17 protein-coding genes are annotated in these 21,232 nt (G+C 69.5%); 4 read left to right on the top strand and 13 right to left on the bottom strand.

What is annotated here, in order from left to right:
• The first annotated feature begins 377 nt into the window (after positions 1 to 377).
• The gene (locus OEJ37_RS14745; RefSeq protein WP_006493160.1) at positions 378 to 581 is read left to right on the top strand and encodes a DUF1289 domain-containing protein; all 204 of its coding nucleotides are present in this window, start codon (positions 378 to 380) and stop codon (positions 579 to 581) included.
• A gap of 75 nt (positions 582 to 656) precedes the next feature.
• On the opposite strand, the gene OEJ37_RS14750 is transcribed toward OEJ37_RS14745, so the two are convergent.
• The 3 genes from OEJ37_RS14750 to OEJ37_RS14760 all read right to left on the bottom strand — a co-directional run bounded on the left by OEJ37_RS14750 (position 657) and on the right by OEJ37_RS14760 (position 4,113).
• Positions 657 to 1,298, bottom strand: coding sequence for an OmpW/AlkL family protein (locus OEJ37_RS14750; RefSeq protein WP_175919375.1), 642 nt, complete (start codon positions 1,296 to 1,298; stop codon positions 657 to 659).
• A 64-nt stretch (positions 1,299 to 1,362) separates the two neighbouring features.
• Positions 1,363 to 2,553, bottom strand: a complete 1,191-nt coding sequence (locus OEJ37_RS14755; RefSeq protein ID WP_263344670.1) for an NAD(P)H-dependent flavin oxidoreductase — start codon at positions 2,551 to 2,553, stop codon at positions 1,363 to 1,365.
• 123 nt (positions 2,554 to 2,676) lie between these two features.
• On the bottom strand, positions 2,677 to 4,113 hold the full coding sequence (locus OEJ37_RS14760) for an aldehyde dehydrogenase family protein (RefSeq protein ID WP_263344671.1): 1,437 nt from the start codon (positions 4,111 to 4,113) through the stop codon (positions 2,677 to 2,679).
• Positions 4,114 to 4,460: 347 nt separating this feature from the next.
• Here OEJ37_RS14760 and OEJ37_RS14765 point away from each other — a divergent pair, with 347 nt between their 5' ends.
• Positions 4,461 to 4,826, top strand: coding sequence for a hypothetical protein (locus OEJ37_RS14765; protein WP_152863610.1), 366 nt, complete (start codon positions 4,461 to 4,463; stop codon positions 4,824 to 4,826).
• A 151-nt stretch (positions 4,827 to 4,977) separates the two neighbouring features.
• Here OEJ37_RS14765 and OEJ37_RS14770 read toward each other — a convergent pair whose 3' ends face one another.
• Positions 4,978 to 5,454 carry a DUF2501 domain-containing protein gene (locus OEJ37_RS14770; protein ID WP_174419257.1) on the bottom strand — a complete coding sequence of 159 codons (477 nt, stop codon included), beginning with the start codon at positions 5,452 to 5,454 and terminating at the stop codon, positions 4,978 to 4,980.
• Positions 5,455 to 5,756: 302 nt separating this feature from the next.
• On the opposite strand from OEJ37_RS14770, the gene OEJ37_RS14775 reads away from it, so the two are divergent.
• Positions 5,757 to 6,311 carry a hypothetical protein gene (locus OEJ37_RS14775; RefSeq protein ID WP_263344672.1) on the top strand — a complete coding sequence of 185 codons (555 nt, stop codon included), beginning with the start codon at positions 5,757 to 5,759 and terminating at the stop codon, positions 6,309 to 6,311.
• A 35-nt stretch (positions 6,312 to 6,346) separates the two neighbouring features.
• Here the strand turns inward: OEJ37_RS14775 and OEJ37_RS14780 are convergent, their stop codons facing one another.
• The 9 genes from OEJ37_RS14780 to OEJ37_RS14820 all read right to left on the bottom strand — a co-directional run bounded on the left by OEJ37_RS14780 (position 6,347) and on the right by OEJ37_RS14820 (position 19,931).
• Positions 6,347 to 7,585: an MFS transporter gene (locus OEJ37_RS14780; protein WP_263344673.1), complete on the bottom strand. Its 1,239-nt coding sequence runs from the start codon at positions 7,583 to 7,585 to the stop codon at positions 6,347 to 6,349.
• 211 nt (positions 7,586 to 7,796) lie between these two features.
• Positions 7,797 to 8,591: a 2,3-dihydro-2,3-dihydroxybenzoate dehydrogenase gene (locus tag OEJ37_RS14785; RefSeq protein WP_263344674.1), complete on the bottom strand. Its 795-nt coding sequence runs from the start codon at positions 8,589 to 8,591 to the stop codon at positions 7,797 to 7,799.
• Positions 8,588 to 12,502 carry an amino acid adenylation domain-containing protein gene (locus OEJ37_RS14790; RefSeq protein ID WP_263344675.1) on the bottom strand — a complete coding sequence of 1,305 codons (3,915 nt, stop codon included), beginning with the start codon at positions 12,500 to 12,502 and terminating at the stop codon, positions 8,588 to 8,590. Before OEJ37_RS14790 ends, OEJ37_RS14785 begins: the two co-directional genes overlap by 4 nt.
• Before the next feature lie 44 nt (positions 12,503 to 12,546).
• Positions 12,547 to 12,873 (bottom strand): DUF2218 domain-containing protein, encoded by a 327-nt coding sequence (locus OEJ37_RS14795; protein WP_174419261.1) that lies wholly within the window; start codon positions 12,871 to 12,873, stop codon positions 12,547 to 12,549.
• Complete coding sequence (locus OEJ37_RS14800) at positions 12,870 to 13,745, bottom strand: isochorismatase family protein (RefSeq protein ID WP_174419262.1); 876 nt, start codon at positions 13,743 to 13,745, stop codon at positions 12,870 to 12,872. The genes OEJ37_RS14795 and OEJ37_RS14800 overlap by 4 nt, the downstream gene beginning before the upstream one ends.
• Before the next feature lie 48 nt (positions 13,746 to 13,793).
• Complete coding sequence (locus OEJ37_RS14805; RefSeq protein ID WP_263344676.1) at positions 13,794 to 15,410, bottom strand: (2,3-dihydroxybenzoyl)adenylate synthase; 1,617 nt, start codon at positions 15,408 to 15,410, stop codon at positions 13,794 to 13,796.
• Complete coding sequence (locus OEJ37_RS14810; RefSeq protein WP_263344677.1) at positions 15,407 to 16,591, bottom strand: isochorismate synthase; 1,185 nt, start codon at positions 16,589 to 16,591, stop codon at positions 15,407 to 15,409. Before OEJ37_RS14810 ends, OEJ37_RS14805 begins: the two co-directional genes overlap by 4 nt.
• 49 nt (positions 16,592 to 16,640) lie before the next feature.
• Positions 16,641 to 18,842 carry a TonB-dependent receptor domain-containing protein gene (locus tag OEJ37_RS14815; RefSeq protein ID WP_175919384.1) on the bottom strand — a complete coding sequence of 734 codons (2,202 nt, stop codon included), beginning with the start codon at positions 18,840 to 18,842 and terminating at the stop codon, positions 16,641 to 16,643.
• A gap of 117 nt (positions 18,843 to 18,959) precedes the next feature.
• A complete protein-coding gene (locus OEJ37_RS14820; protein WP_263344679.1) occupies positions 18,960 to 19,931 on the bottom strand; it encodes a helix-turn-helix transcriptional regulator in 972 nt (323 codons plus the stop codon).
• A 160-nt stretch (positions 19,932 to 20,091) separates the two neighbouring features.
• Between OEJ37_RS14820 and OEJ37_RS14825 the strand changes: the two genes are divergently transcribed.
• A complete protein-coding gene (locus OEJ37_RS14825; protein ID WP_263344784.1) occupies positions 20,092 to 21,213 on the top strand; it encodes an ABC transporter substrate-binding protein in 1,122 nt (373 codons plus the stop codon).
• Positions 21,214 to 21,232: the final 19 nt, after the last annotated feature.

Raw genomic sequence — 21,232 nt, forward strand, 5'->3', positions numbered from 1 at the left:
AACGGAACAGATTACCGCCGCCGGTCAGTCAGGCCGCCCGTGCGGCCGGGCATTCCGGGAGGAATTCTATCGGGTAATCGGCGGCTGTCCACCGGGAAAAACAGGCGGCGGCGCAACCGCGTTCGCCGGCCGCTCGGGTCGCTCGCCCAACGGCTTGCGCGCGCCGCCGTTTCACCGGTGAAAATCTCGGCACGCTGCGCGCCCCGGCGCCTGGCGGGCGACCCTGTCGGCCGGCCGTTGCGGTGCTTCCGCGCCGGACCGGCCGGCCGCACCGTCGTGACGATACGCCGGTACCGCATGCCGGCCGCACCCGTCGGGCCGACCGGCCGCGATGCATTAAAATGGCGGCTCACGATTCAACCGCGCGAACCCTCCCGATGGCCTCCAATCTCCACGACCTGCCCGACAGCCCCTGCATCGGCGTGTGCTCGACCCTCTTCGACGAAGTCTGCAAGGGCTGCGGCCGCACGGCCGCCGAAGTGTCGAACTGGGTGTTCCTGAGCGACGACGAGAAGCGCGCGGTGTGGGAGCGCATCACGCGCGAAGGCACCGCGATGCGCTTCCAGTACGACAAGCTGTAAATCCGCCGCGCATAAAAAAAGCGGCATGCCGACTGACATGCCGCCAACCCCAACTCTGTTCTTTTCCTACGGCGTCTAGAACTTCATCCCGACGCCCACGCCGACGATCAGCGGATCGATGTGCAGCGTGCCGATACCCTTGTCGCCGAGCGTCGCATCGGTGCTCATCCAGATCTTCTTCACGTCGACGTTCATGAACACCTTCTTCGTCAACTGCACGTCGACGCCGAACTGCAGCGCGGGGCCGAAGCTGCTCTTGTTGATCGACACGCCCTCCCCGCCGACGTTGAGCCCGTTGTTGTAGAAATACGTGTAGTTCAACCCCGCGCCGACGTACGGACGCACCTTGCCGGCATGGTTGAAGTGATACTGCAGCAGCAGCGTCGGCGGCAGCACGCCCACGCCGCCGAGATTGCCGAGGCTAGACGTCACCTGGTGCCGCGACGTGCCGAGGATCAGCTCGACACCGAGGTAATCGCGGATCATGTACGTGAAGTCGAGCTCGGGCACGATCGCGTTGTTCACGCCGACGTTGAGCGCGCCGAGCGTGTCGCTCGCGCGCTCGTTCGGCTGGATGCTGATCGCGCGCAGCCGGACCAGGACGTCGCCCTGGTTGATGCCGTCGCCCGGCGACGCTGCGTGCGACACCGACGGCATCGCAACGAGGCTTGTCGCAACGGCGGCAGCGGTGACAAAAGTTCGAATCGTTTTATGCATGGTACGGACCCCCAAAGAATGTAGCCATTCTCCCCGTAGGGTCTTTTCCTTATCTTGATATCCGTCAAGCCAGCGTAAACGTGGGACGGTTTGCCGCAGGCTCGGTCGCACGGCCCGTCAGCAGCAGGTCGAGCAAATCGCGCACGCTGCGGATCGCGCGGCCGAACGGCAACGCTTCGCGGCCGCGGAAGAACAAGCCGTTCGCGACGTCGCCGCGCAGCGCGGCCGCCAACCGCGTGTCGATGCAGAAATGGCCGAACTTCTCGATGCCGTCGCGCAAGCCGCATACGCTCAGGCATTCGAGCGCGGTCGGACAGCGCTGCTTGAATGCGCCGAGCTTGTTGCGGATGCGCGTCTCGTTGCGCAGGTAACGATCGAGCCATGGCGTCTTCACCGCGCGCGCGGGCAGCCCCGTCACGCTGACGAATTCGACGATGTCGTCGGGCGCCGCATCGGCGAGCACACGCTTGAAGGCCGGATGCGCGTCGCCCTCTTCCGTCACCGCGAATGGCGTCCCGACCTGCACGCCGTTCGCACCGGCCGCGAGCGCCTCACGCACCATGTCATGGCTGTTGACCCCACCCGCAACGATCAGCGGGATCGTGTCGCGCGCGAGGCCGAGCGACGCCATCACCTGCGCGGTCTCGTCGAGCACGCGCGCGAAATCGAAGCGGTGATCGTGCATGTCGTCGATCTGCGTGACGCCAAGGTGGCCGCCCGCATGCGCCGGATGTTCGATCACGATCGCATCGGGCAGGCGTCCCTTCTTCATCCACTTCTTCAGCACGAGCGCGATCCCGCGGCTGTCCGACAGGATCGGGATCAGCGCGATGTCGTGTCCTTGCGTGAGATCGGGCAGGTCGAGCGGCAGGCCCGCGCCCATCACGATCGCATCGGCGCCCTCGCCGCACGCGACTCGCACGTAGTCCGCATGCGCGCTCACCGCCTTCATCACGTTGACCGCGATCATCCCGCGCCCTTCGCTGTAGGTCTTCGCGAGACGGATCTCGCGTGCCAATGCGTCGAGGTTCGCGGCCTCCAGCGTCGCGCGATCGGGTTGCGCGCGGCAACGCGCGAGCAGGTCCGCATGATGGTGACGCAGGTCGATGCTCGCGATCGTGCCGACCGCGCCTTCGCGAGCGACGCTGCCCGCCAGCCGGTGCGCGGAGATGCCGACGCCCATGCCGCCCTGCACGACAGGCAGCAAGGTGCGGCCGCGAATCGTCAGCGGCGGAAAGGAAGTGCGTACGGTCATCGGATACCTCGTCGGAACATCGGAACCGCGATGATCGACGATTCACCGCCGCGCACCTTGACAGTCGTCAATAAAAAAACGGCACGCGAGCGTGCCGTTTCACGTTCATGCGGCGCGAAGCGCTCAGGCTGGCTTCGCCGGTTTCAACTGCATCGACTTGTACTCGAGATACTCTTCGAGCCCATACACGCCGTTCTCGCGGCCGTGCCCCGACTGCTTGTAGCCGCCGAACGGCGCGGCGCCGTTCCACGTGCCGCCGTTGATGTCGACCTGCCCCGTGCGGATGCGGCGCGCGATGCTCATCGCACGTTCGTCGCTGCCGGCCCATACCGCGCCGCCGAGCCCGTACGGCGAATCGTTCGCGATCCGCACGGCTTCGTCTTCGTCGCGATACGTGATGATCGACAGTACCGGCCCGAAGATCTCTTCCTGCGCGATCGTCGATTTCGGATCGACGCGGCCGAACACGGTCGGCTTCACGAAGAAACCCTTGGCGAGCCCGTCGGGCAGGCCCGTGCCGCCCGTCACGAGTTCCGCGCCTTCGTCGATCCCGCGCTGGATGTATGCCTGCACACGCTGCTGCTGCACGGCCGACGCGAGCGCGCCGAGGCGCGTCGCGTCCTGCCGCGGGTCGCCCGCGACGTATGTTTCGGCCGCGGCCTTCGCGATCTCGCGCGCCTCTTCGTAGCGCGCTTCCGGCACCAGCATCCGCGTGTGCGCCGAACAAGTCTGCCCCGCGTTCAGGTAGCACGCGTTGACCGTACCCTTCACCGCCGTCGCGAAATCGGCATCGTCGAGGATCACCGACGCCGACTTGCCGCCCAGTTCGAGCGCGACGCGCTTGACGCCCGCGGCCGCCAGCTCGGCCACCCGCTTGCCGGCGCGCGTCGAGCCCGTGAACGACACCATGTCGACGTCCGGGTCGGTGGCCAGCACCTCGCCGACGACCGGGCCGTAGCCGCACACGAGGTTGAACACGCCGGCCGGCAGGCCGGCTTCGTGAATCGCTTCGGCGAGCATGAACGCGTTGAGCGGCGCGACTTCGGACGGCTTCAGGACCACCGTGCAGCCGGCCGCGAGCGCCGGCGCGACCTTCAGCGTGACCTGGTTGAGCGGATAGTTCCACGGCGTGATCGCCGCGACCACGCCGACCGGCTCGCGCACCACGAGCGAGTTGCCGACCTGTGCCTCGAATTCGAACGACTCGGCGAGCTTCGCGTACGCCTTCCAGTTGTAGATCGGGCCGCCGACCTGGATCGCGCGCGACAGCTTGATCGGCATCCCGACTTCGCCCGTGATCGACTGCGCGAGTTCCTCGCTGCGCGCCTGCAGATGCTCGACGATCTTGCGCAGGTAGCCCGCGCGCGTCGCGGCCGGCGTGGCCGCCCACGCGTCGAAGGCCGCGCGCGCCGCGCGGATCGCATCCTGCGCGTCGGATGCGATGCCCTCCGGAATCCGGCCGATCACCGCCTCGGTGCCCGAGTCGATCACGTCGATCGTGCCCGTTCCGGCAGGTTTGCGCCAAGCGCCGTCGATATAGAACTGGTCGTAGATTTTCATCGTGTTCCGTCTCCTGTTGGCCAGAGTTGGCGCCTTGAAGCTCAGGTCGGCTGGCATAGCTGCTTCGGCACCTGCTCCAGCCCGATGCTTCGCGGGAAGCCGACATTCTAACGAGCGTTGCGGTCGACTGGTGTGACGATTGACAGCCATTCGAAAGGACCCTGGACTCTGCCGCACCCTCGCTGCGCCGTCAGCCGCGAACGCCGGCCCGGCGCCCGCCATGCCGCCGCCATGTCAGCATCCGCCCGGGTGCGCGGTCGGGCCCGCATCGTGCTATGTTTTTATTATCGGCACCGGGTCATTGCGACCGGCGCCGCCCGGAATCGACGCATTTCGTGAGCGCTGCCATGTCCGACGCATCCCATACCCTCGGCTCGCAAGACCGCCTGGAGCTGCTTTGCTGGCTCACCTGCGGCAATCTCGGCGCGTTTTACCTCAACGAATCATGGCCGGACGCCACGTTCCAGGTCCAGGCCGCGCACCGCTGGCTCGACCGTCATCACCGCCAGGCCGACTGGCTCGCGGTCGCCAAGCTCGCGGCGCTCGCGCAGGACATCGCGAAACGGCACGCCGGGTTCGTCGACGCGCCGTGGGCGCGCGACGCGGTCGAGGAAATCGTCGATACCGACGATCTCGACTATCGGGCGAAACTCGTGCAATGGGTGTACGACGACTGCTGCAAGGCGCTCGCGGACAAGCGGCTGGCCGATTGAGCCGCATATCGAGCCGTACGCGTACGGGCCGCGGCACCGCTTTGCGCGACGGTCTTGTCGTCGATGCGGAAGTAGCGGCCGGACTGGCTGACGGGGCACGGCGCGCCAGCACCACCCGCTGCACCGGCACGCGCAATGCGCGCTGTTGCGCTTACAGCAGCGACTTTGCCTGCGTCAGCACCTTGTCGCAGATCTGCCTGGTCACCTGCTGTTTCAGGCCGCCGCCGCTCAGGTCGAGCTTGCTGCCGTTGCCGGCGTCGAGGATCCCGCTCGCGCCGCTGGTATAGCCGCTGTCGGTCGACGCATTGCCGCCGAGCTTGCCGAGCAGCGCGTCCTTCACCGACGATGCGCTGCCGGACGCGCCGCCGAGATAGTTGTTCTGGACACAGAACTGCAGCAGGCCCGCGACGTTGCCGGTGCTGCCCGGCATCAGCGACGACCCGCCGCCCGTCAGTGCACCGCCGAGGCCGCCGAGGTTGCCGAGCGCACCGCCCGCGCTGCCGCCCGAGTCGCCACCACCGCCGACCTGTTTCAGGACGTCGCCAAGCTGCGCATGGGCCACCGAAAACGACGCGAGCAATCCGATCAGCGCGCCGGCAACGATCGCGCGGTATAGACGTGCATTCATGTGAAGCCTCCCGGTTGTGACTACATAAGTGCCTCGAATCGAATCAAAGGATACTCAATCAACCGGTGCATGACAGCCTTCGTGCGCGACCTGAAACGTCAGGCATCGTGATATCGCCGCGATTTGACAATGCTTGACGGGATGCCCGCGCATCACGCGCGGCCGGTTCGATGCGCGACAGCCTGCACTCGCGCACGATCGCCATTGCGTGTCGCCGGCTCATGCGATGCGTCATAGAATCGTCGTCGCCTGCCGTTCGGACCATCCGGCCCGATCTCACCACGAACCTGAAGGATGCCCGCGTGACGCTCGCCTGTCGATTTCTGCCGGTCGCCGCAGCGGCCGCGCTGATTGCCGGTTCCGGCGCTACCCATGCGGCACCTCCGCCCGCAGCAACGGCTGTCGCAGCATGCCCGTCGCCGTCGTTCGACCGCTATCCGGCACCCGCCGCAAGCGCGCCGCGCAAGCCGGCCGGGTCGCCACAGCTGACCACCAAGGAATCCCGCCTGTACCGCACCGTCATTCGCGACGAGTTCACGCAACCGGCCAATTTTGCCGGCCACTATCGCGTCGCGATCTGGGGTTGCGGAACGGATTGCCGAAACTTCGCGATCGTCGACAAGTACACGGGCGCGACGTACACGATGCCCGGCGTGAAGGCCATCGCGGGCGTGATGGGCAACGACGACGAACGCGTCGATTTTCGCACCGGCAGCAGGCTGCTGATCGTCGCGGGCTGCTTCAACGACGATTGCGGCGACGACAACGCGAAGGCGGCCCGGTTCTTCTACGAATGGACCGGCACGCGGCTGCGTCCGGTCGGCACCTGTCCGCTGGTCGTTGCGCCAGGCGAATAACCGGCGACCGATTCGCGCAGCACTCGTGAAAACCGTCACGCCGCCGGCACGCGCGCCCCGTCGCCGCATGCTGCGACGAACACGACCGCGAGCACCACGCCGATCGACACGAACGGCGCCGCCGGATGCAGTTCGTACAGCATCGTACCGGCCAGCGGCGCGACGACCATGCTGAGCCCTTGCGCCGTCGACATCGCGCCCGCGCACGCGGCCTGCTCGTGCGCTTCGACTCTCGTGCTCGCGAGCGCCGCGACTGCGGGAAACGCGGCGCCCAACCCGCACGCTGCCACGAAGTAACTCGCGCACAGCAGCAGCGGGTACGCGGCCTGCGCGGCCAGCGCCGACACGAACGCCGCACCTCCCGCCAGCGCGCCCCAGCGCAGGCACTGGAGCGGCGCGACCGCACGCAGGCGGCCGACCAGCGACTGCGTCGCGATCAGCCCGATGCCGGCGCTGCCGAGCGCGTAGCCGACCACCATCGACGCATCGCCCGTCCGCACGTGCAGCCGGTCGATCGCGTAAAAGCCGAGCACGCTGTTCGCGATCATCACCGCGCTGTACAGCGCGAACGCGCTGCACCACGGCAGGCGCAGGCGCGGATCGGTCGGCTTCAGCCGGGGCGGCGCCTGCCGCACCGCATGCGCGCCGTCGTCGCGCAGCCGTCGCAGCCCCGCCAGTCCGGCGAGCGGCAGCAGCGCGAAAACGGCGAGCGCGAGCGTCATGTCGATCCCGGCCAGCCAGCCCGCGAGCGGCGGCGCGAGCACCATCCCGATCGCGCCCGCCGCGCCGAATCGTGCGATCGCGGCCGCGCGCCCCGTGGCCGGTGTCCGGTCCGCGATCCACGCCATGGCCGCGACTGGCAGCCCCGCATAGCAACCGCCCATCGCCGCGCGCGTGACGAGCAGCGCGACAAAGCCCGCCCATACCGGCGGCACGGCGCTGCCGCCGTCGCGCAACGCCCATCCGACGTAGCCGGCTAGCAGCAGCGAACTCGCGACGAAGCCGCCGATCGCCGCACGCATCGCCGGCAGCCGCCCGCGGGTGTCCGCCGCGCGCCCCCAGCGCGGCGCGGCGATCATCCACACGAGCCCGACGATGCCGATGATCGCGCCGACATGTAGCGGCTCGAGATGCATGCGCCGCGCCATCGGCCCGGCGATCGTAACGAATGCGTAGGTGCCGGCCACCATTGCGAAATTCACGAACAGCAGCGGCAGGAAAGACACGCCGGCATCGGCCGGCGTGGGCAGGGAGTCAGCGGAAGTCGTCGACATAAGGTGTTCCGATGAAAAAGGTAAGCGTCGTGCGTCAGTGCAAATGGACGCCGGCACCGCGTGGCGCGGCGCATCGGGCACGGGCAGCCGCGCACCGACGCGCTGCCGTTCCCCGTGACGCGGCAACGCGAACGCGCCTGCCGCGCCTCGTTCGGCACAGGCCGGGATGTATTTCATGACGATGCTCCGGAAACGGAAGGCGGCCGGGCCGTCACACACCGAGCGTCGCGCCGCCGTCAACGCACAGCGTGTGCAGCGTCACGTGGCGCGCGGCGTCGGACAGCAGGAACAGCACGGTGCCGGCAACGTCATCCGGCACGGCGATGCGGCCGAGCGGGATGCCCGTGCGATAGGTTTCGAGCGAACCCGCGATGACGCCCGCCGGGCCTTCCGGGCCGCGCCACAGTTGGCGCTGCATCGGCGTGTCGGTCGAACCCGGCGCGACGATGTTGCAGCGAATGCCGTGGCCGGCCAGCTCCAGGCCGAGGCAGCGCGTGAACTGATGCGCGGCAGCCTTCGACGCGGCGTAGGCGGCCATCTGCGTACGCGGCACGAGCGCCGCGTTCGACCCGACGGTCACGATGCTGCCCGCGCGTCGCTCGCTCATGCGCTGTGCGACCGCGCGCGACAGGTGGAACACGCCGTGCGTGTTCACCGCGAAGCAATGCGCCCAGTCGTCGTCGGTCAGCGACGTCGCGGCCGCGAGCCGCAGCACACCGGCGACGTTCGCGAGCATGCCGATCGGGCCGACCGTCGCCTCCACGTGCTCGATTGCCGCGCGCACGGCGCGCGCGTCGGCCACGTCGACCGTGAACGGCTGGACGCGGCCCGGCGCCGGCGGGCGATCCTCGTTCGCCCGCGCCAGCGCGTCGCCGTCGGCATCGAACGCGACGACGTCGACCCCGCGCGCGGCGAGCGCGCGAACCACGGCGGCGCCGATCCCGCGCGCCGCGCCGGTCACGACGGCCACGCCCGCCGGAAATGTCATTTCGGTTTCACTGCTCATCGATTCAAGCTCCTCGTATCGGTTTCCATGTCGGCCCATGCGGCGAGCCGTTCGGCCAGCGCGGCGCCGATCGCCGCCATCGGTTCGGGATCGGACATCCCGTCGTGCGAGCAGTCGAGCGCCACGCAGGTCGGCAACGCTGCCGGCCGGTGCGTGGCCCAGCTGTCGGGCGCCGGCGTGCCGGGTCGCTTGCGAGTCGCGTTGAACAGCAGCAGTTCGCCGCCGTAATGCGGGGTCGGCGTCGCACGGAACTGGCGCATCTGCCGCAGCGTCGCGTCGACCAGCGCGTCGAGCCCCGTGCCGCCGAGCGTTGCGAACGGGCTGTTCGCGCGCAGCAGGCGCTGCCGCAGCAGCGCATCGGACAACGCCGCCGTGTCGAAATCGCCGTTCACCGTCAGCAGGATCCGCAGCGCGTCGCCCGTCTCCGGCTGCGGCTGCGCCGCCCACGCGGACGACGGATAGCTGTCCATCAGCGCGAGCACGCCGACCGGTGCGCCCGAGCGCTCGAGGGCCGCCGCGACCGCATACGCGAGCGCGCCGCCCAGCGACCAGCCGAGCAGGTGGTATGGACCGTTCGGCTGCAGCGCACGCACGCGCTGCACATAGGTGTCGACGAGCGCGTCGAAATCGGCCGCGCCGTTCGTGTCATCGACCGACAGTTGCAGCCCGTCGATCGTCGTGTCGGGCAGGTACGCGGCGAGCCGCAGGTAGCTCCATGCGAGGCCGTCGGCCGGATGGATGCAGATCAGCCGCTGCGCGGGCCCGCCCGCCGTCTGGATCGCGAGATGCGGCGCGAACGCGTCGCGCGCCGCCCGCGGCCGGTACGGCAGCGGCGTGCGCAACGCAGCCGTCAGCGCCGCGACCGTCGCGTGGCGGAACAGCATCGACACCGGCACGTCGCGGCCGAGCGCGGTCGCCAGCCGCGCGCTCGCCTGGATTGCCTGCAACGACTTCCCGCCGATGTCGAAGAAATTCGAATCAGGCGTCAGCGCGACGCCGCCGAGCACGCTGCGCCACGCGTGCATCACCTGCCGTTCGAGCGCGTCGGCGCGCGAGTCGTCGTCCACGCCGATGCGGCCCGCCATCGCGAGCTGATGCAACGCGTTGCGATCGGTCTTGCCGTTGACGTTGCGCGGCAGTCGTTCGAGCACGTGCCACGCATCGGGAATCGCCGCGGCCGGCAGCGCGTCGGCGAGCCGCACGCGCAGCGCTGCCGTATCGTCGACACCGGCGACGAACGCCGCGAGTGTCGTCACGTCGGCGTCGCCGCGCAGCGCGACGACCGCCGCCTCGCGCACGTCCGGCGTGCGCAGCAGCCAGTCCTCGATCTCGCGCGGATCGATGCGCACGCCGCTGATCTTCACCTCGTGGTCGATCCGGCCGTCGAATACCAGCCGGCCGGCGCGCACGGTAGCGAGATCGCCGGTCCGGTAGGCGCGCACACCGCTCCCCGGCAGCGTGACGAAGCGCTCGGACGTCAGCGCCGCATTGCCCGGGTAACCGAGCGCCAGCGCGTCGCCGCACAGCACCAGCTCGCCCGTACGGCCCTCGGCCACCGGATACAGGCGCTCGTCGACAACCTGCGCGTCGACGCCCGCGCGCGGCGTGCCGATCGGCACCGGCTCGCCGGCGCGCCAGACCGCGCCGGGGCCGCTCACGCAGGCGGCCGTCGCGATGATCGTGGTTTCGGTCGGCCCGTAGGTGTTCAGCAGCGCCAGATGCGGCAGGTGCGCGTGCCAGCGCCGGATCCGCTCCGGCAACGCGGCCTCGCCGCCGATGATCGTCAGACGCACGCCGGCAAGGCGCCGCGCATGGCGCGCGTCCAGTGCATGAGCGAGCACGTGCCAGTAGGCGGTCGGCAGGTCGAGCACCGTGATGCGGCGGCGCTCGACCTCGACCGTGAATGCGTCGACCGAGTCGAGCATCGCGTCGTCGCGCAGCACGAGCGTCGCGCCGTTGCAGAGCGTCGCGAAGATCTCCTCGAAGCTCGCATCGAAATGCAGCGGCGCAAACTGCAGCACCCGGTCGCCCGGACCGATGCGATACAGGTCGCGCGTACTGGCGACGAAATGCGCGAGCGCGCCGCGCCCGACCAGCACGCCGTTCGGCCGGCCGGTCGATCCCGACGTGTACAACAGGTACGCGGGCTGTGCCGCGTCGGACGCCACGCACGCCGCGTCGTGCGGCGACGGCACACGCGCCGCGTCCAGATCGAGCACCGGCCGCCCACCCGCGCATTCGCGATACGCGTCGCGCGTGATCACCAGCGCGGGCGCCGCATCCGCCAGCATCGCCGCGACGCGCTGCGGCGGCCCGTCCGGATCGATCGGCACGATCGTCGCGCCGACCTTCAGCACGGCCAGCATCGCCGCGATCACGTCCGGCGCGCGCGGTGCCGCGATCGCGACGCGCGCGTCGCGCGCCACGCCCCGTCGTTCGAGGTCCGTCGCGAGCGCATCGACATCGGCGAGCAGCGCGCGATAATCGATGCGCCGGTCGCCGGCCTCGATCGCCGGTTGCGCCGGCGTGTCGCGCGCGATGCGTTCGATCCGCGCGAGTACGTCATCGCACGGCCCGGCGAGCGGCGCGCCGCGCACGATCGACGGCGCGGACATCCCGTCGAGCAGCGCGCCGACAGGTTCGTCCGGCGCCTGTCCGGCGAACGCGTCGAGCCACGCGGAAAAATCGTGCGCATGCGCGGCGAGCACGGCCTCGTCGTACGCGTTCGGGTTCGCTTCCAACGTCAGGTGCCACGCGCCGCCGCGCACCGCGAGCGTCACGTTCAGATCCTTCACCGGGCCGCCGCTCACCGCGTGTGTGTCGCTCGCGAGCCCGTGGAACGCGACCTGTCGTTCGAACGGCATCACGTTGACGGCCTGGTTGAACAGGAACGCGTTGCGTTCCAGCAGCCCAAGATCGCCGCGAATCCAGCCGTACCGGTAGTACAGGTGCGGCCGGATCGCGCACAGGCGCTCCGCGCATTCGCGCGCGAGCGCACGCGGCGAGCGCCCGGCGTCGACATGCATGCGCAACGGCACGATGTTCATCGCCATGCACGGCACGCCGAGCGCCGGCGCACCGAGCCGGTTCATCACCGGCAACCCGAGCGTCAGGTCGCATTGGCCGCCCTGCTTCGCGAGCCAGATGCCGACCGCGCACAGCAGCCACGCATTCCAGTCGACGTCGACGCGCTCGGCGGCCGCGCGGAGCGCGTGCACGCGCTCCGCGTCGAGCACGCGCGTCGCGCGCCGCGCGTACGGGGCGATGTCCTGCTTCGGCGCGAGCACGAGCGGCGCGGGCACGTCTCGCAGATGCGCGCACCAGAACGCGCGATCGGCATCGAAGCCGCCGTCGGCGCGATAACGCGCCTCGGCGTCCACGACGCGATCGATCCGCCAGTCGGGCAGCACCGGCAGCGGCCCGCCGCCGACGCGCGCGTTGTAGCGAGCGGCCACGGCCTGCTGCAGCAGGCCGTAGCCGAAGCCGTCGAGCGCGATGTGATGTACCTGCAGATACCACCAGTGCCGGGTCGGCGACAGCCGCAGCAGCGCGGTGCAGTACAGCGGATCGGCCGTCACGTCGCAACAGATCGACAGCGACGCCTTCATCCACGCGTGCGCCGCCTGCACGGGATCGGCGTGCGCCGACAGGTCGACGAGCGGCAGCCGCGTGCGCGCCGTCCGGCGCGCCTGCCACAGCGTATCGTCCTGCCACGCGAACCGCATGTGCAGCGCGTCGGCGTGATCGAGCACGACCTTGACGCTGTCGGCCAGCGCGGCAACGTCGAGCGCGCCGTCGAGCTCGACGGTCTCGGCCGTCAGATAGCCCGGATCGTCGGGGTCGACCTGTTGCGCGACCCAGATTCCGTATTGCGCGGACGTCGCGCGGATCGGCAAGGATTCGTTTTTCATGAGCGGGTTTGCCCCGAAGTTCGTTGAACCGGAAGTGGGCCGCGTCACGCGCCCCGCTCCCATCCGACCACCAGCGCCCGGTTGCGCGACATCAGCCCCAAGTGCTCGTCCATCACGTACTGGATCTGCTCGAGCTGCTCCGAAGAATCGGCTTCGCAGCGAAGCTGCAGCACGTCGTCGGTGCGCAGCATCCGGCAGACGCCGTATGGGAAATCGACGGTCGCGCGATGTTCGTCGAACACGACGGGCACCTTGATCGCGTAGTGCTTGCACAGCTTGAACAGCACGCGGTCGGCCTGCGGCACCGACACCTCCGCCGTGCTGACGAACGGCGCCGGACGGGCATCGGACATCGCCGGACGCGCCGTCATGCGCTCACCTGCGCCGCGCGCTGCAGCACCCGCGTCCATGCGTCGAGCGTCGGCTGCTCGGCGAGCTGGACGAACGTGACGTCGTAGCCTTGCGCGCGCCACTGCTCGACGAGCGTCATCATCCGGATCGAATCGAGCCCGCAATCGACCAGGTTGTCGTGCTCGCGCAGGTCGACGGCAGGCATTCGCAGGCTGCGAGCGACCTGCGCCGCGATCGCGGCGAGCGTCGGCGCCGCATCGTGCACTGGCGCGACGCCGACGAGTGCGTTCGTCGTCACCGCCATCCCGCAGCGGCCGGCCACGTAGTCGAGCGCCATTCGGTGCTCACGTTCGGAGAAATCCGCGAGCGCGTCGGCGACGAAGAACGGCTGCACGTCGCGCATGAACGCGTCGCAGGCGGTCATCAGACAGCCGATGTGCGCATAGATCCCGCAGATCGCGAGCTGGTCGCGCCCCTGCTCGCGCAGGCGCGTCTCGAGCGGCGAGCGCCGGAACGCGCTGTAGCGCCACTTGTCGAGCACCGTGTCGCCGGGCGCCGGCGCGAGCGCGTCGCAGATCGCCGCGCGCGACGGCTGCGCGGTGAGGCCCGGCCCCCACATGTCGGTCAGGAGCGCCCGGTCGGCCGCGGCCTGCGTCGCCGGCTGCGCCGTGTAGTAGACCGGCATCCCGGCCGCATGCGCGAAATCGATCAGGCGGCGCACGTGCAAGACGAGCGTCGGCACGGGCGCGGCCGTACGGTCGTAGAAGTCGAGGAAGTAGTCCTGCATGTCGTGCACGAGCAGCGCCGCGCGGCGCGGGTCGAACCGCCAGTTCACGCGGTTCGCCGGCAGCTCGGCCGGCATCGGATAGGAAGCGATTTTCGGAATGGCCATGATGGATTGCATTGGAATGGAGGAATCGACGGAGCGTCGTCGCGCCCGTCAAGCGGCGGCGGCGAGCCGATCCGCGATGTGCTGCCGAAGCGCGCGCTTGTCGATCTTGCCGACCGGCGTTTTCGGGAATGCATCGACGAATTCGATCCGGTCGGGCACCTTGTACGCGGCCACGCCCTGTCCGCGCACGAAGCGCACGAGGTCCGCCGCGGCCGGCGCGGGCGCGCCGCGAATCACGTACGCGCAACTGCGTTCGCCGAGATACGGGTCAGGCATCGCGACCAGCGCCGCGTCGACGACGCCCGGATGCGCGAGCAGCAGGTGTTCGATCTCCTCGGCCGGGATCTTCTCGCCGCCGCGATTGATCTGGTCTTTCGCGCGCCCCTCGACGACGAGCTGGCCGCCCGCCGTCAGGCGGACGCGATCGCCGGTGCGATAGAAGCCGTCCGCCGTGAACGCGCGCGCGTTGTGCGCGGCCGCGTCGTAGTAGCCGCGGATCGTATACGGGCCGCGCGTCAGCAGATGGCCGACCTCACCGGGTTCGACCGGGCGGTCGTCGTCGTCGACGATGCGGATCTCGTCGTCCGGCGAGATCGGACGCCCTTGCGTGGCGATCACCACGTCGCGCGGATCGTCGAGCCGCGTGTAGTTGACGAGCCCTTCGGCCATCCCGAACACTTGCTGCAATTGCGCGCCGAAGCCGTCGGCCGCGCGCGCCGCGAGCGCCGGATCGAAGCGCGCGCCGCCGACCTGTACGAGTTCCAGGCTCGCGAGCGCGCCGCGCCGCTGCCCGACCGCGGCCAGCCACACGGGCACGAGCGGCGGCACCAGCGCCGCCACCGTCACGCGCTCGCGCTCGATCAGGGGGAACGCGGCGTCGGGGCTCGCGCTGTCGCTCAGCACCACTGTGCCGCCGGCATCGAAGACGCCGAGCGAGCCCGGCGAACTCAGCGCATAGTTGTGCGCGGCCGGCAGCGCCGCGAGATAGACGCTGTGCTCGGTCAGCCCGCAGATGCGCGCGCTCTCGCGCACGCTGTACAGGTAGTCGTCGTGCGTGCGCGGGATCAGCTTCGGCGTACCCGTGCTGCCGCCCGACAATTGCAGGAACGCGATCTCGTGCGCGCCGGGCCCCGGCGGGAGCGTGACGTCGGGCGTCGCCTCCGGCAGCGCGACGCGCATATTGCCGGGCGCCGTGAACAGCACGTGGCGCAACGTCGGCGCATCGGCGCGGATCTCGCTCGCGAGCGCCCGGTAGTCGAACCCGTCGTACTGTTCCGCCGCGACATAGGCGAGCGCGCCCGCGTGCCGGCAGAAGTAGCCGACCTCGTGCCGGCGATGCGCGGGCAGCGCGAACACCGGCAACGCGCCGATCCGGAACAGTGCGAACGTCACCGCGAAAAATGCAACGCAGTTCGGCAGTTGCACGACGACGCGGTCGCCCGACACGATCCCGTACGCGGTCAGCGCGCGGGCCGTGCGTTCGGCTTCCGCCGCGAACGTCCGGTACGACCAGCGCAGGTCGCCCTGTACGAGCGCGATGCGTTCGCCGTGCCGCGCGACGCGCTCGCCGAACCATTGCGCGAACGACTGGCCGAGCCAGTACCCCTTCTGCCGGTACGCGCTGGCAAACGCGTCCGGCCAAGGCGTGCGATTCGCGGACGTCATGCAGCCTCCCGCGCGGCGCCCGATGCGGCATCTCGATCGATCTCGAGCGCATCCAACATGGTCCGGAACTTGGCGGCGGTTTCCGCGCGTTCGCCGTCGGGCGTCGATTCGGCGACCACGCCCGCGCCCGCATAGAGCCGCAGCGTGCGGTCGAACGCTTCGGCGCAGCGAATCGTGACGACCCACTCGCCGTCGCCGTGCGCGTCGACCCAGCCGAGCATCCCCGCGTAGAAGCCTCGATCGAACGGCTCGGCATCGCGAATGCAGTCGCGCGCCGCCATGCGCGGCGCGCCGCAGACGGCGGGCGTCGGATGCAGCGCGAGTGCGAGCGTCAACGCATCCGCGTCGGTTTCGCCACGCACCTCGGTCGACAGATGCCACATCGTTTCCGTATGGACGAGCGACGGGCGCGCCGGCACGTCGAGCCGCCGGCACAGCGGCGCGAGGCTGTCGCGCACGGCCTCGACGACGACCCGGTGCTCGTCGAGATCCTTCCCGGACGCCAGCAGCGCCTGCGCGCGGCGCCGGTCCTCGACCGGGTCACGGCTGCGCGGCGCGGAGCCCGCCAGCGGATTCGCGCGCACGACGCCGCCGAAGCGGTTCACGAGCAGCTCCGGGCTCGCGCCCAGCAGCGTGCGGCCCGCGCCGAGATCCACGGAGAACGTATAGCCGTGCGGATTGCACGACGCGAGTCGCGCGACGAGCGCCGCAACGTCGACCGGCGCGTCACCGGTCGCCTCCAGCGTGCGCGCCAGCACGACCTTGTCGAGCTCGCCCGCGCGAATCCTGGCGACCGCCTGCGCGACCGCGTCCGCATAAGCATCCGCGGACGGCACCTCGCGCGTCGCGTAGCGCGTGCCGGCCGGCCCGGCAGCCCGCTGCGCGCCGAGCGGCCGCGCACGCAGCATCGTGCGCGCGACCCGCAGCGCGGCCGGCGCGTCGACGTCGAACGGCACCGCGCCAACTACCGCCGCGTCCATATGGCCGTCGGCCCGCTCGCGACGCAACGCGTCGTTCACGCGCGCGGCGAGCGGCGCGTCCGCATGCGGGATCGCCGCCGCAACATCGCAGGCCAGCAGCGTATGTGCCGGCGTTGCGAGAAACAGCGGGGTATCCGCGCGATAAACATCCCACACGCTATGGGGTACTAATAGTTCGGAAAGTCGGGAAATCGCATTCATGACATTGCCTCCAGATTGAACGAGCCGGCGCGGCGCGCCGGCCATGCCGTCACATTTCGGCGGTCAGGCTCACCGCGATGCGGCGCCCCTGGTCGACGAGCCAGTTTCCGCTCAGCCCGGTCGTGCGCGTGCGATCGTCGATCGGCACCATCTTGTTGGTCAGGTTCAGCACCGCGAAATTGACGGAGAAACGCTTGTCGATCCGGTAGCGCCCGCCGAGATCGAAGGTCGTCGTCGACGGCCGCTCGCGCACGCCCTGCGCGCCGTTGCGGAACGCGGCCCAGTATTCGCTGCCGATATAGTTCGCCGTCGCGTAGAGATCGAGCTTGGCGGTCGGCGTCCAGTCGACCTGAACGTTGAATTTGTGCTTCGGCGTCTTGTCGAGCGGATAGCCGTCGAGCGAACTGCCGTTGAACGCCTTCTCGCCGCTGCCTTCGCGGCGCGATTCGGTCAGCGTGTACGCGCCCGACACCTTCAGCGTGCGCGACAGGCGCGTGCCCGCGCCGATCTCGAGCCCGTACAGCTTGACCCGGTCGATGTTGTCGTACACATAGATGTTGCGGCCCGGCGAGCGCGGATCGGGCATGCCCGTGTCGTAGCTCGCCACCTTGTTCTTGAACAGATTGTTGAACAGCGTCAGGCCCGCGTACGTGTCGCCCAGGTCGTAGCGCACGCCGAGCTCCTCGGTCAGGCTCGTCTCCGGCTTGAGATCCGGATTGCCGCACAGCGTGCCGGGCGTCGCGCCCGCCGCGCCGCCCGACGTCATGCAGTAGCCGGCCGTGCTCTGGCGCAGCGACGGCGGCCGGAACCCGGTCGATACGCCGCCGCGCACCGTCCACGCGTGGCTGAGCTGGTACACGCCGTAGATGCGCGGGCTCACGTGGCTGCCGTAGCGGTCGTCGTGATCGAGTCGCACGCCGGTCGTCAGCGTGAAGCGGTCGTTGAAGAAGTAGTCGTTCTCGCCGAACAGCGCCCACGCGTTGCGTGTGACGCGATCCGCATTGGCCCCATGCCCTTTCGGCACCGCGTCCTGCACGCTGACGCCCGACAGCCGCGACCAGATGTGCTGGCCGCCCACGGTCAGGATGTTGCGCTCGCCCCACCACGGCATTGCGGCCTTGGCTTCGAGGATCGTGTCGGTCAGCGCGGGCTTCACCGGCGAACGCCCGGCCGGCGTCCACTGGTCCTGCACGCCGCGCTCGCCGTACAGCGATACCGTCGTGTCGCCGAAGCCCCAACGGCCGTCGTGCGTGACGCCCCAGTAATCGCGGACATGACGCGTCTCCGTGAGCGCGGTGGCCGCCGTGCGCGGCGTAAGCGGCGCGGCGCTCTTGCCCGGCGTGCTGAGATAGGTGAGCTGCTCGCGCCCGATATTGACGCTCACGTCCTGGTTGCTCGCGGGTTTCGCGGACAGTTTCACATCGAAGCTGCCGATCCGCTGCCCGTTCGCCCCACCCGTTCCACTGTTCGGGTAGTAGATGTCGTCTTCGCCGCGATGCAGGAGACGCCCCGACGCCTGCAGCCCGAGCACGTCGGATTTCAGCGGGCCGCCGAGCCAGAAGTCGACGCTCTGCGTGTCGCCCTGGTTCGATTCGAGCTGCCACACGCTGCCGGCCGTGATCGTGCCGCCCCAGCGCTTCGGCACCTTGCGCGTGATCACGTTGATCACGCCGCCCATCGCGTCGGCGCCGTACAGCGACGACATCGGCCCGCGCACGACCTCGATCCGCTCGATCGCGGATAGCGGCGGCATCAGGTTCGACTGCACGCCGGCCGTGCCGCGGTTCATCGTTTCACGCGTGTTCTGGCGGCGGCCGTCGACGAGGATCAGCGTGTACTCGCCCGGCATCCCGCGAATCGAGATGTCCTGGTCGTTCGGCGACGCACCGACGACGCTCACGCCCTCGACGTTGGCGACGATCTCGGCGACCGACGTATACGGCTTCGCCTCGATGTCTTCCCGGCTGATTACCGAAATGCTCGCGGGCGCCTCGCGGATCGCCTGCTCGCGGCGGCTCGCCGTGACGACGATCTCCTTCAGCGAGGCCGGATCGGCGACTGCCTCCGGCGGCGCGGATTCGACCGGTTTGGCCGGTTTGGCCGGGTCATCCGGTTTGGCGGCGACGGACGACGCGGCGGCGGGTTCCGCCGCCCGGCCAGGCGTCTGCGCCCACGCGCACGACACGCCCATCAGATACAGGCCGGCAACGACGACCGGCTTCAATGCAAAGCTTGCAGCTTGACTCGACATGGTGGCGCCTTCTACGTTTCATAATGCTATTGATTCTCATTTGCATTATGAAACATGCAAGCAACCGAAATCTTTGCGTCAGCATCGAACTCGTTTGAGCGCCGCCGCCGGCTGCCGTCAGCGACGGTCGCTGCGTCGCGCGAGCGTCGGCGTGACGCCGAAGCGGCGCTTGTAGGCCGTCGCGAAGTTCGCGGCGCTCGTGTAGCCGGCCAGCGCCGCGGCCTGCTTGACGCTCACCGCATCGCGCTCGAGCGCAAGCCGTGCGCGCTGCAGATGATGCTCGCGGACGAAGTCGAACACGGTCGTGCCATAGGCCGCGCGGAACTGGCGCTGCATCGCGTTCGCGCTCATCCCGGCATGCCGCGCGATGTCGTCGAGCGACAGTTCCTGCGCCGCGTCGCTCGCGAGGAACGCGCGCAACTCGGCCATCCGCCGATAGTCGCGCGAGCCGAGCGACGCGTCCGACGCCTGCGCCGCACCGGTCTCGAGCGGCGTGAAGGCCTCGGCGAGCAGTTCGAGCACGCGACTCTCCAGATAGATTGCCTGCAGCATCGGCTGATAGGCAGGCGGCCGCACGATCTGTTCGGCGAGCGCCGTCGCACGCGGCGTCGGCTGCCAGAAGCGGATCGCGAGATGCGCGGACAGCATCGCGTCGAGCCGTTCCGGCAGGACGCCGCGGCTGGCTGCCTGCAGATGGCCGAGCCATTCGCCCGACATCGCGAGGCTCAGCCGCCGCGCGTAACCGCCCTTGCTGAGCCGCCTGCGGAACGTGTCCGGCTCGACCGCGTTGAGCAGGAACGACTGCATCCGCACCGCGGGCCGCGCGGCTTCGCAATCCGTACGGCCGGTGCGGCGCCCGTCCGTCGTCAGCACCACGCGCCGGTCACCGTACGACACGTCGAGCGCGCCCTCGAGCAGCAGCACGAGATGCAGGCCCGGCGAACACTGCCCCGACATCACGGCGTCGAATTCATCAGTGGCGTCGTCCGAATGGATCCGCAGCCCGGGCCGCACCTCGCGGATCCGCGCGACGTGCGCGTCGTGTCGATAGCGATCGGAATGGGAAGCGGCTGGCGTCAGCGCTGTCATGTCGTCATACCCCGCGCACAGGCCTCTTGCGCCCGCGCAAACTATTTTGGTGTTCGATCAAATGGCCGATGCCCCTGTCATGGCTTCGGCTCGGCTACAATCAAATGAGAATTGTTCTCATTTATATCGTATCGGGAGTCGCGTGAAAAAAACAAGCGGAATATGGGCCATGCTGGGCGTATGGCTGTGCGGCTGGCTCGTGATGCATGCCGCGCAGGCGGACACGACGACCGTCACCGACCTGGCCGGGCGGCAGGTCCGGATTCCCGCGCGCGTCGAGCGCGTGCTGCTCGGCGAGGGCCGCCTGCTGCCGGCGCTGGCGGTGGTCGACGGTGACGATCCGACGCGCCGCCTTGTCGGCATGATGGGTGATTTCGAGCAGCTCGATCCCGCGAGCTACGCGCAATGGCTCGCGCGCTTCCCGCACCTGAAGGACGTGCCGCGCATCGGACGCTCGCAGTCCGGCAGCTTCAGCGACGAGCGCGCGCTCGCGCTGCGTCCGCAGATAGCGATCTTCGGGCTCGGCGGCGGCCACGGCCCCGGCGAGCGCGATCGCGAAACGCTCGCGCGGCTCGAGGCGGCCGGCGTCGCGATCGTGTTCGTCGACTTCCGGCACGACCCGCTCGCCAACACGCCGCGCAGCATCGCGCTGCTCGGCCAGGTGCTCGGCTCGCCGCAGCGCGCGACGGAATTCAACGCGTACTGGCAGCAGCAGCTCGACCTCGTCCGCACGCGGCTCGCGACCGCGCGCCCGGCCGCGCCGAGCGTGTTCCTCGAAAGCCGCGTCGGCCTGTCGGGCGACTGCTGCGACACGATGACCGGCATGATGGGCCGCCTGCTCGACGCCGCTGGCGGCAACAACGTCGCGAAAGGCCGCGTGCCCGGCGAGCACGGCACGCTGAACCCCGAATACCTGCTGAGCCGCCAGCCCGATTTCTACATCGGCACCGCGATCGGCTCGCTCCAGACGCTGCAAAGCGCGCCACAACGCATCGCGCTCGGCGCCGGTGTGCCGCACGACGCCGCCGTCCGTTCGCTCGACCGGTCGCTGAAGCGGCCGCAGCTCACACCGCTGCGCGCGGTCCGCGAGCGGCGCGCGTATGCGATCTGGCATCACTTCTATAATTCGCCGTTCAACGTCGTCGCCGTGCAGGCGATGGCCAAGTGGCTGCATCCGGCATTGTTCGCCGATCTCGATCCGCGCGCCACGTTCGATACGATGGTCCGACGCTTCCAGCCCGTTCCGCTGCAAGGCGAATACTGGGTACAGGAAGGGTCCTGACATGCGGATGCCCGTTTCC

Origin of the sequence: Burkholderia sp. BKH01, assembly GCF_025685725.1 — a bacterium.
GTDB lineage: Bacteria > Pseudomonadota > Gammaproteobacteria > Burkholderiales > Burkholderiaceae > Burkholderia > Burkholderia pyrrocinia_C.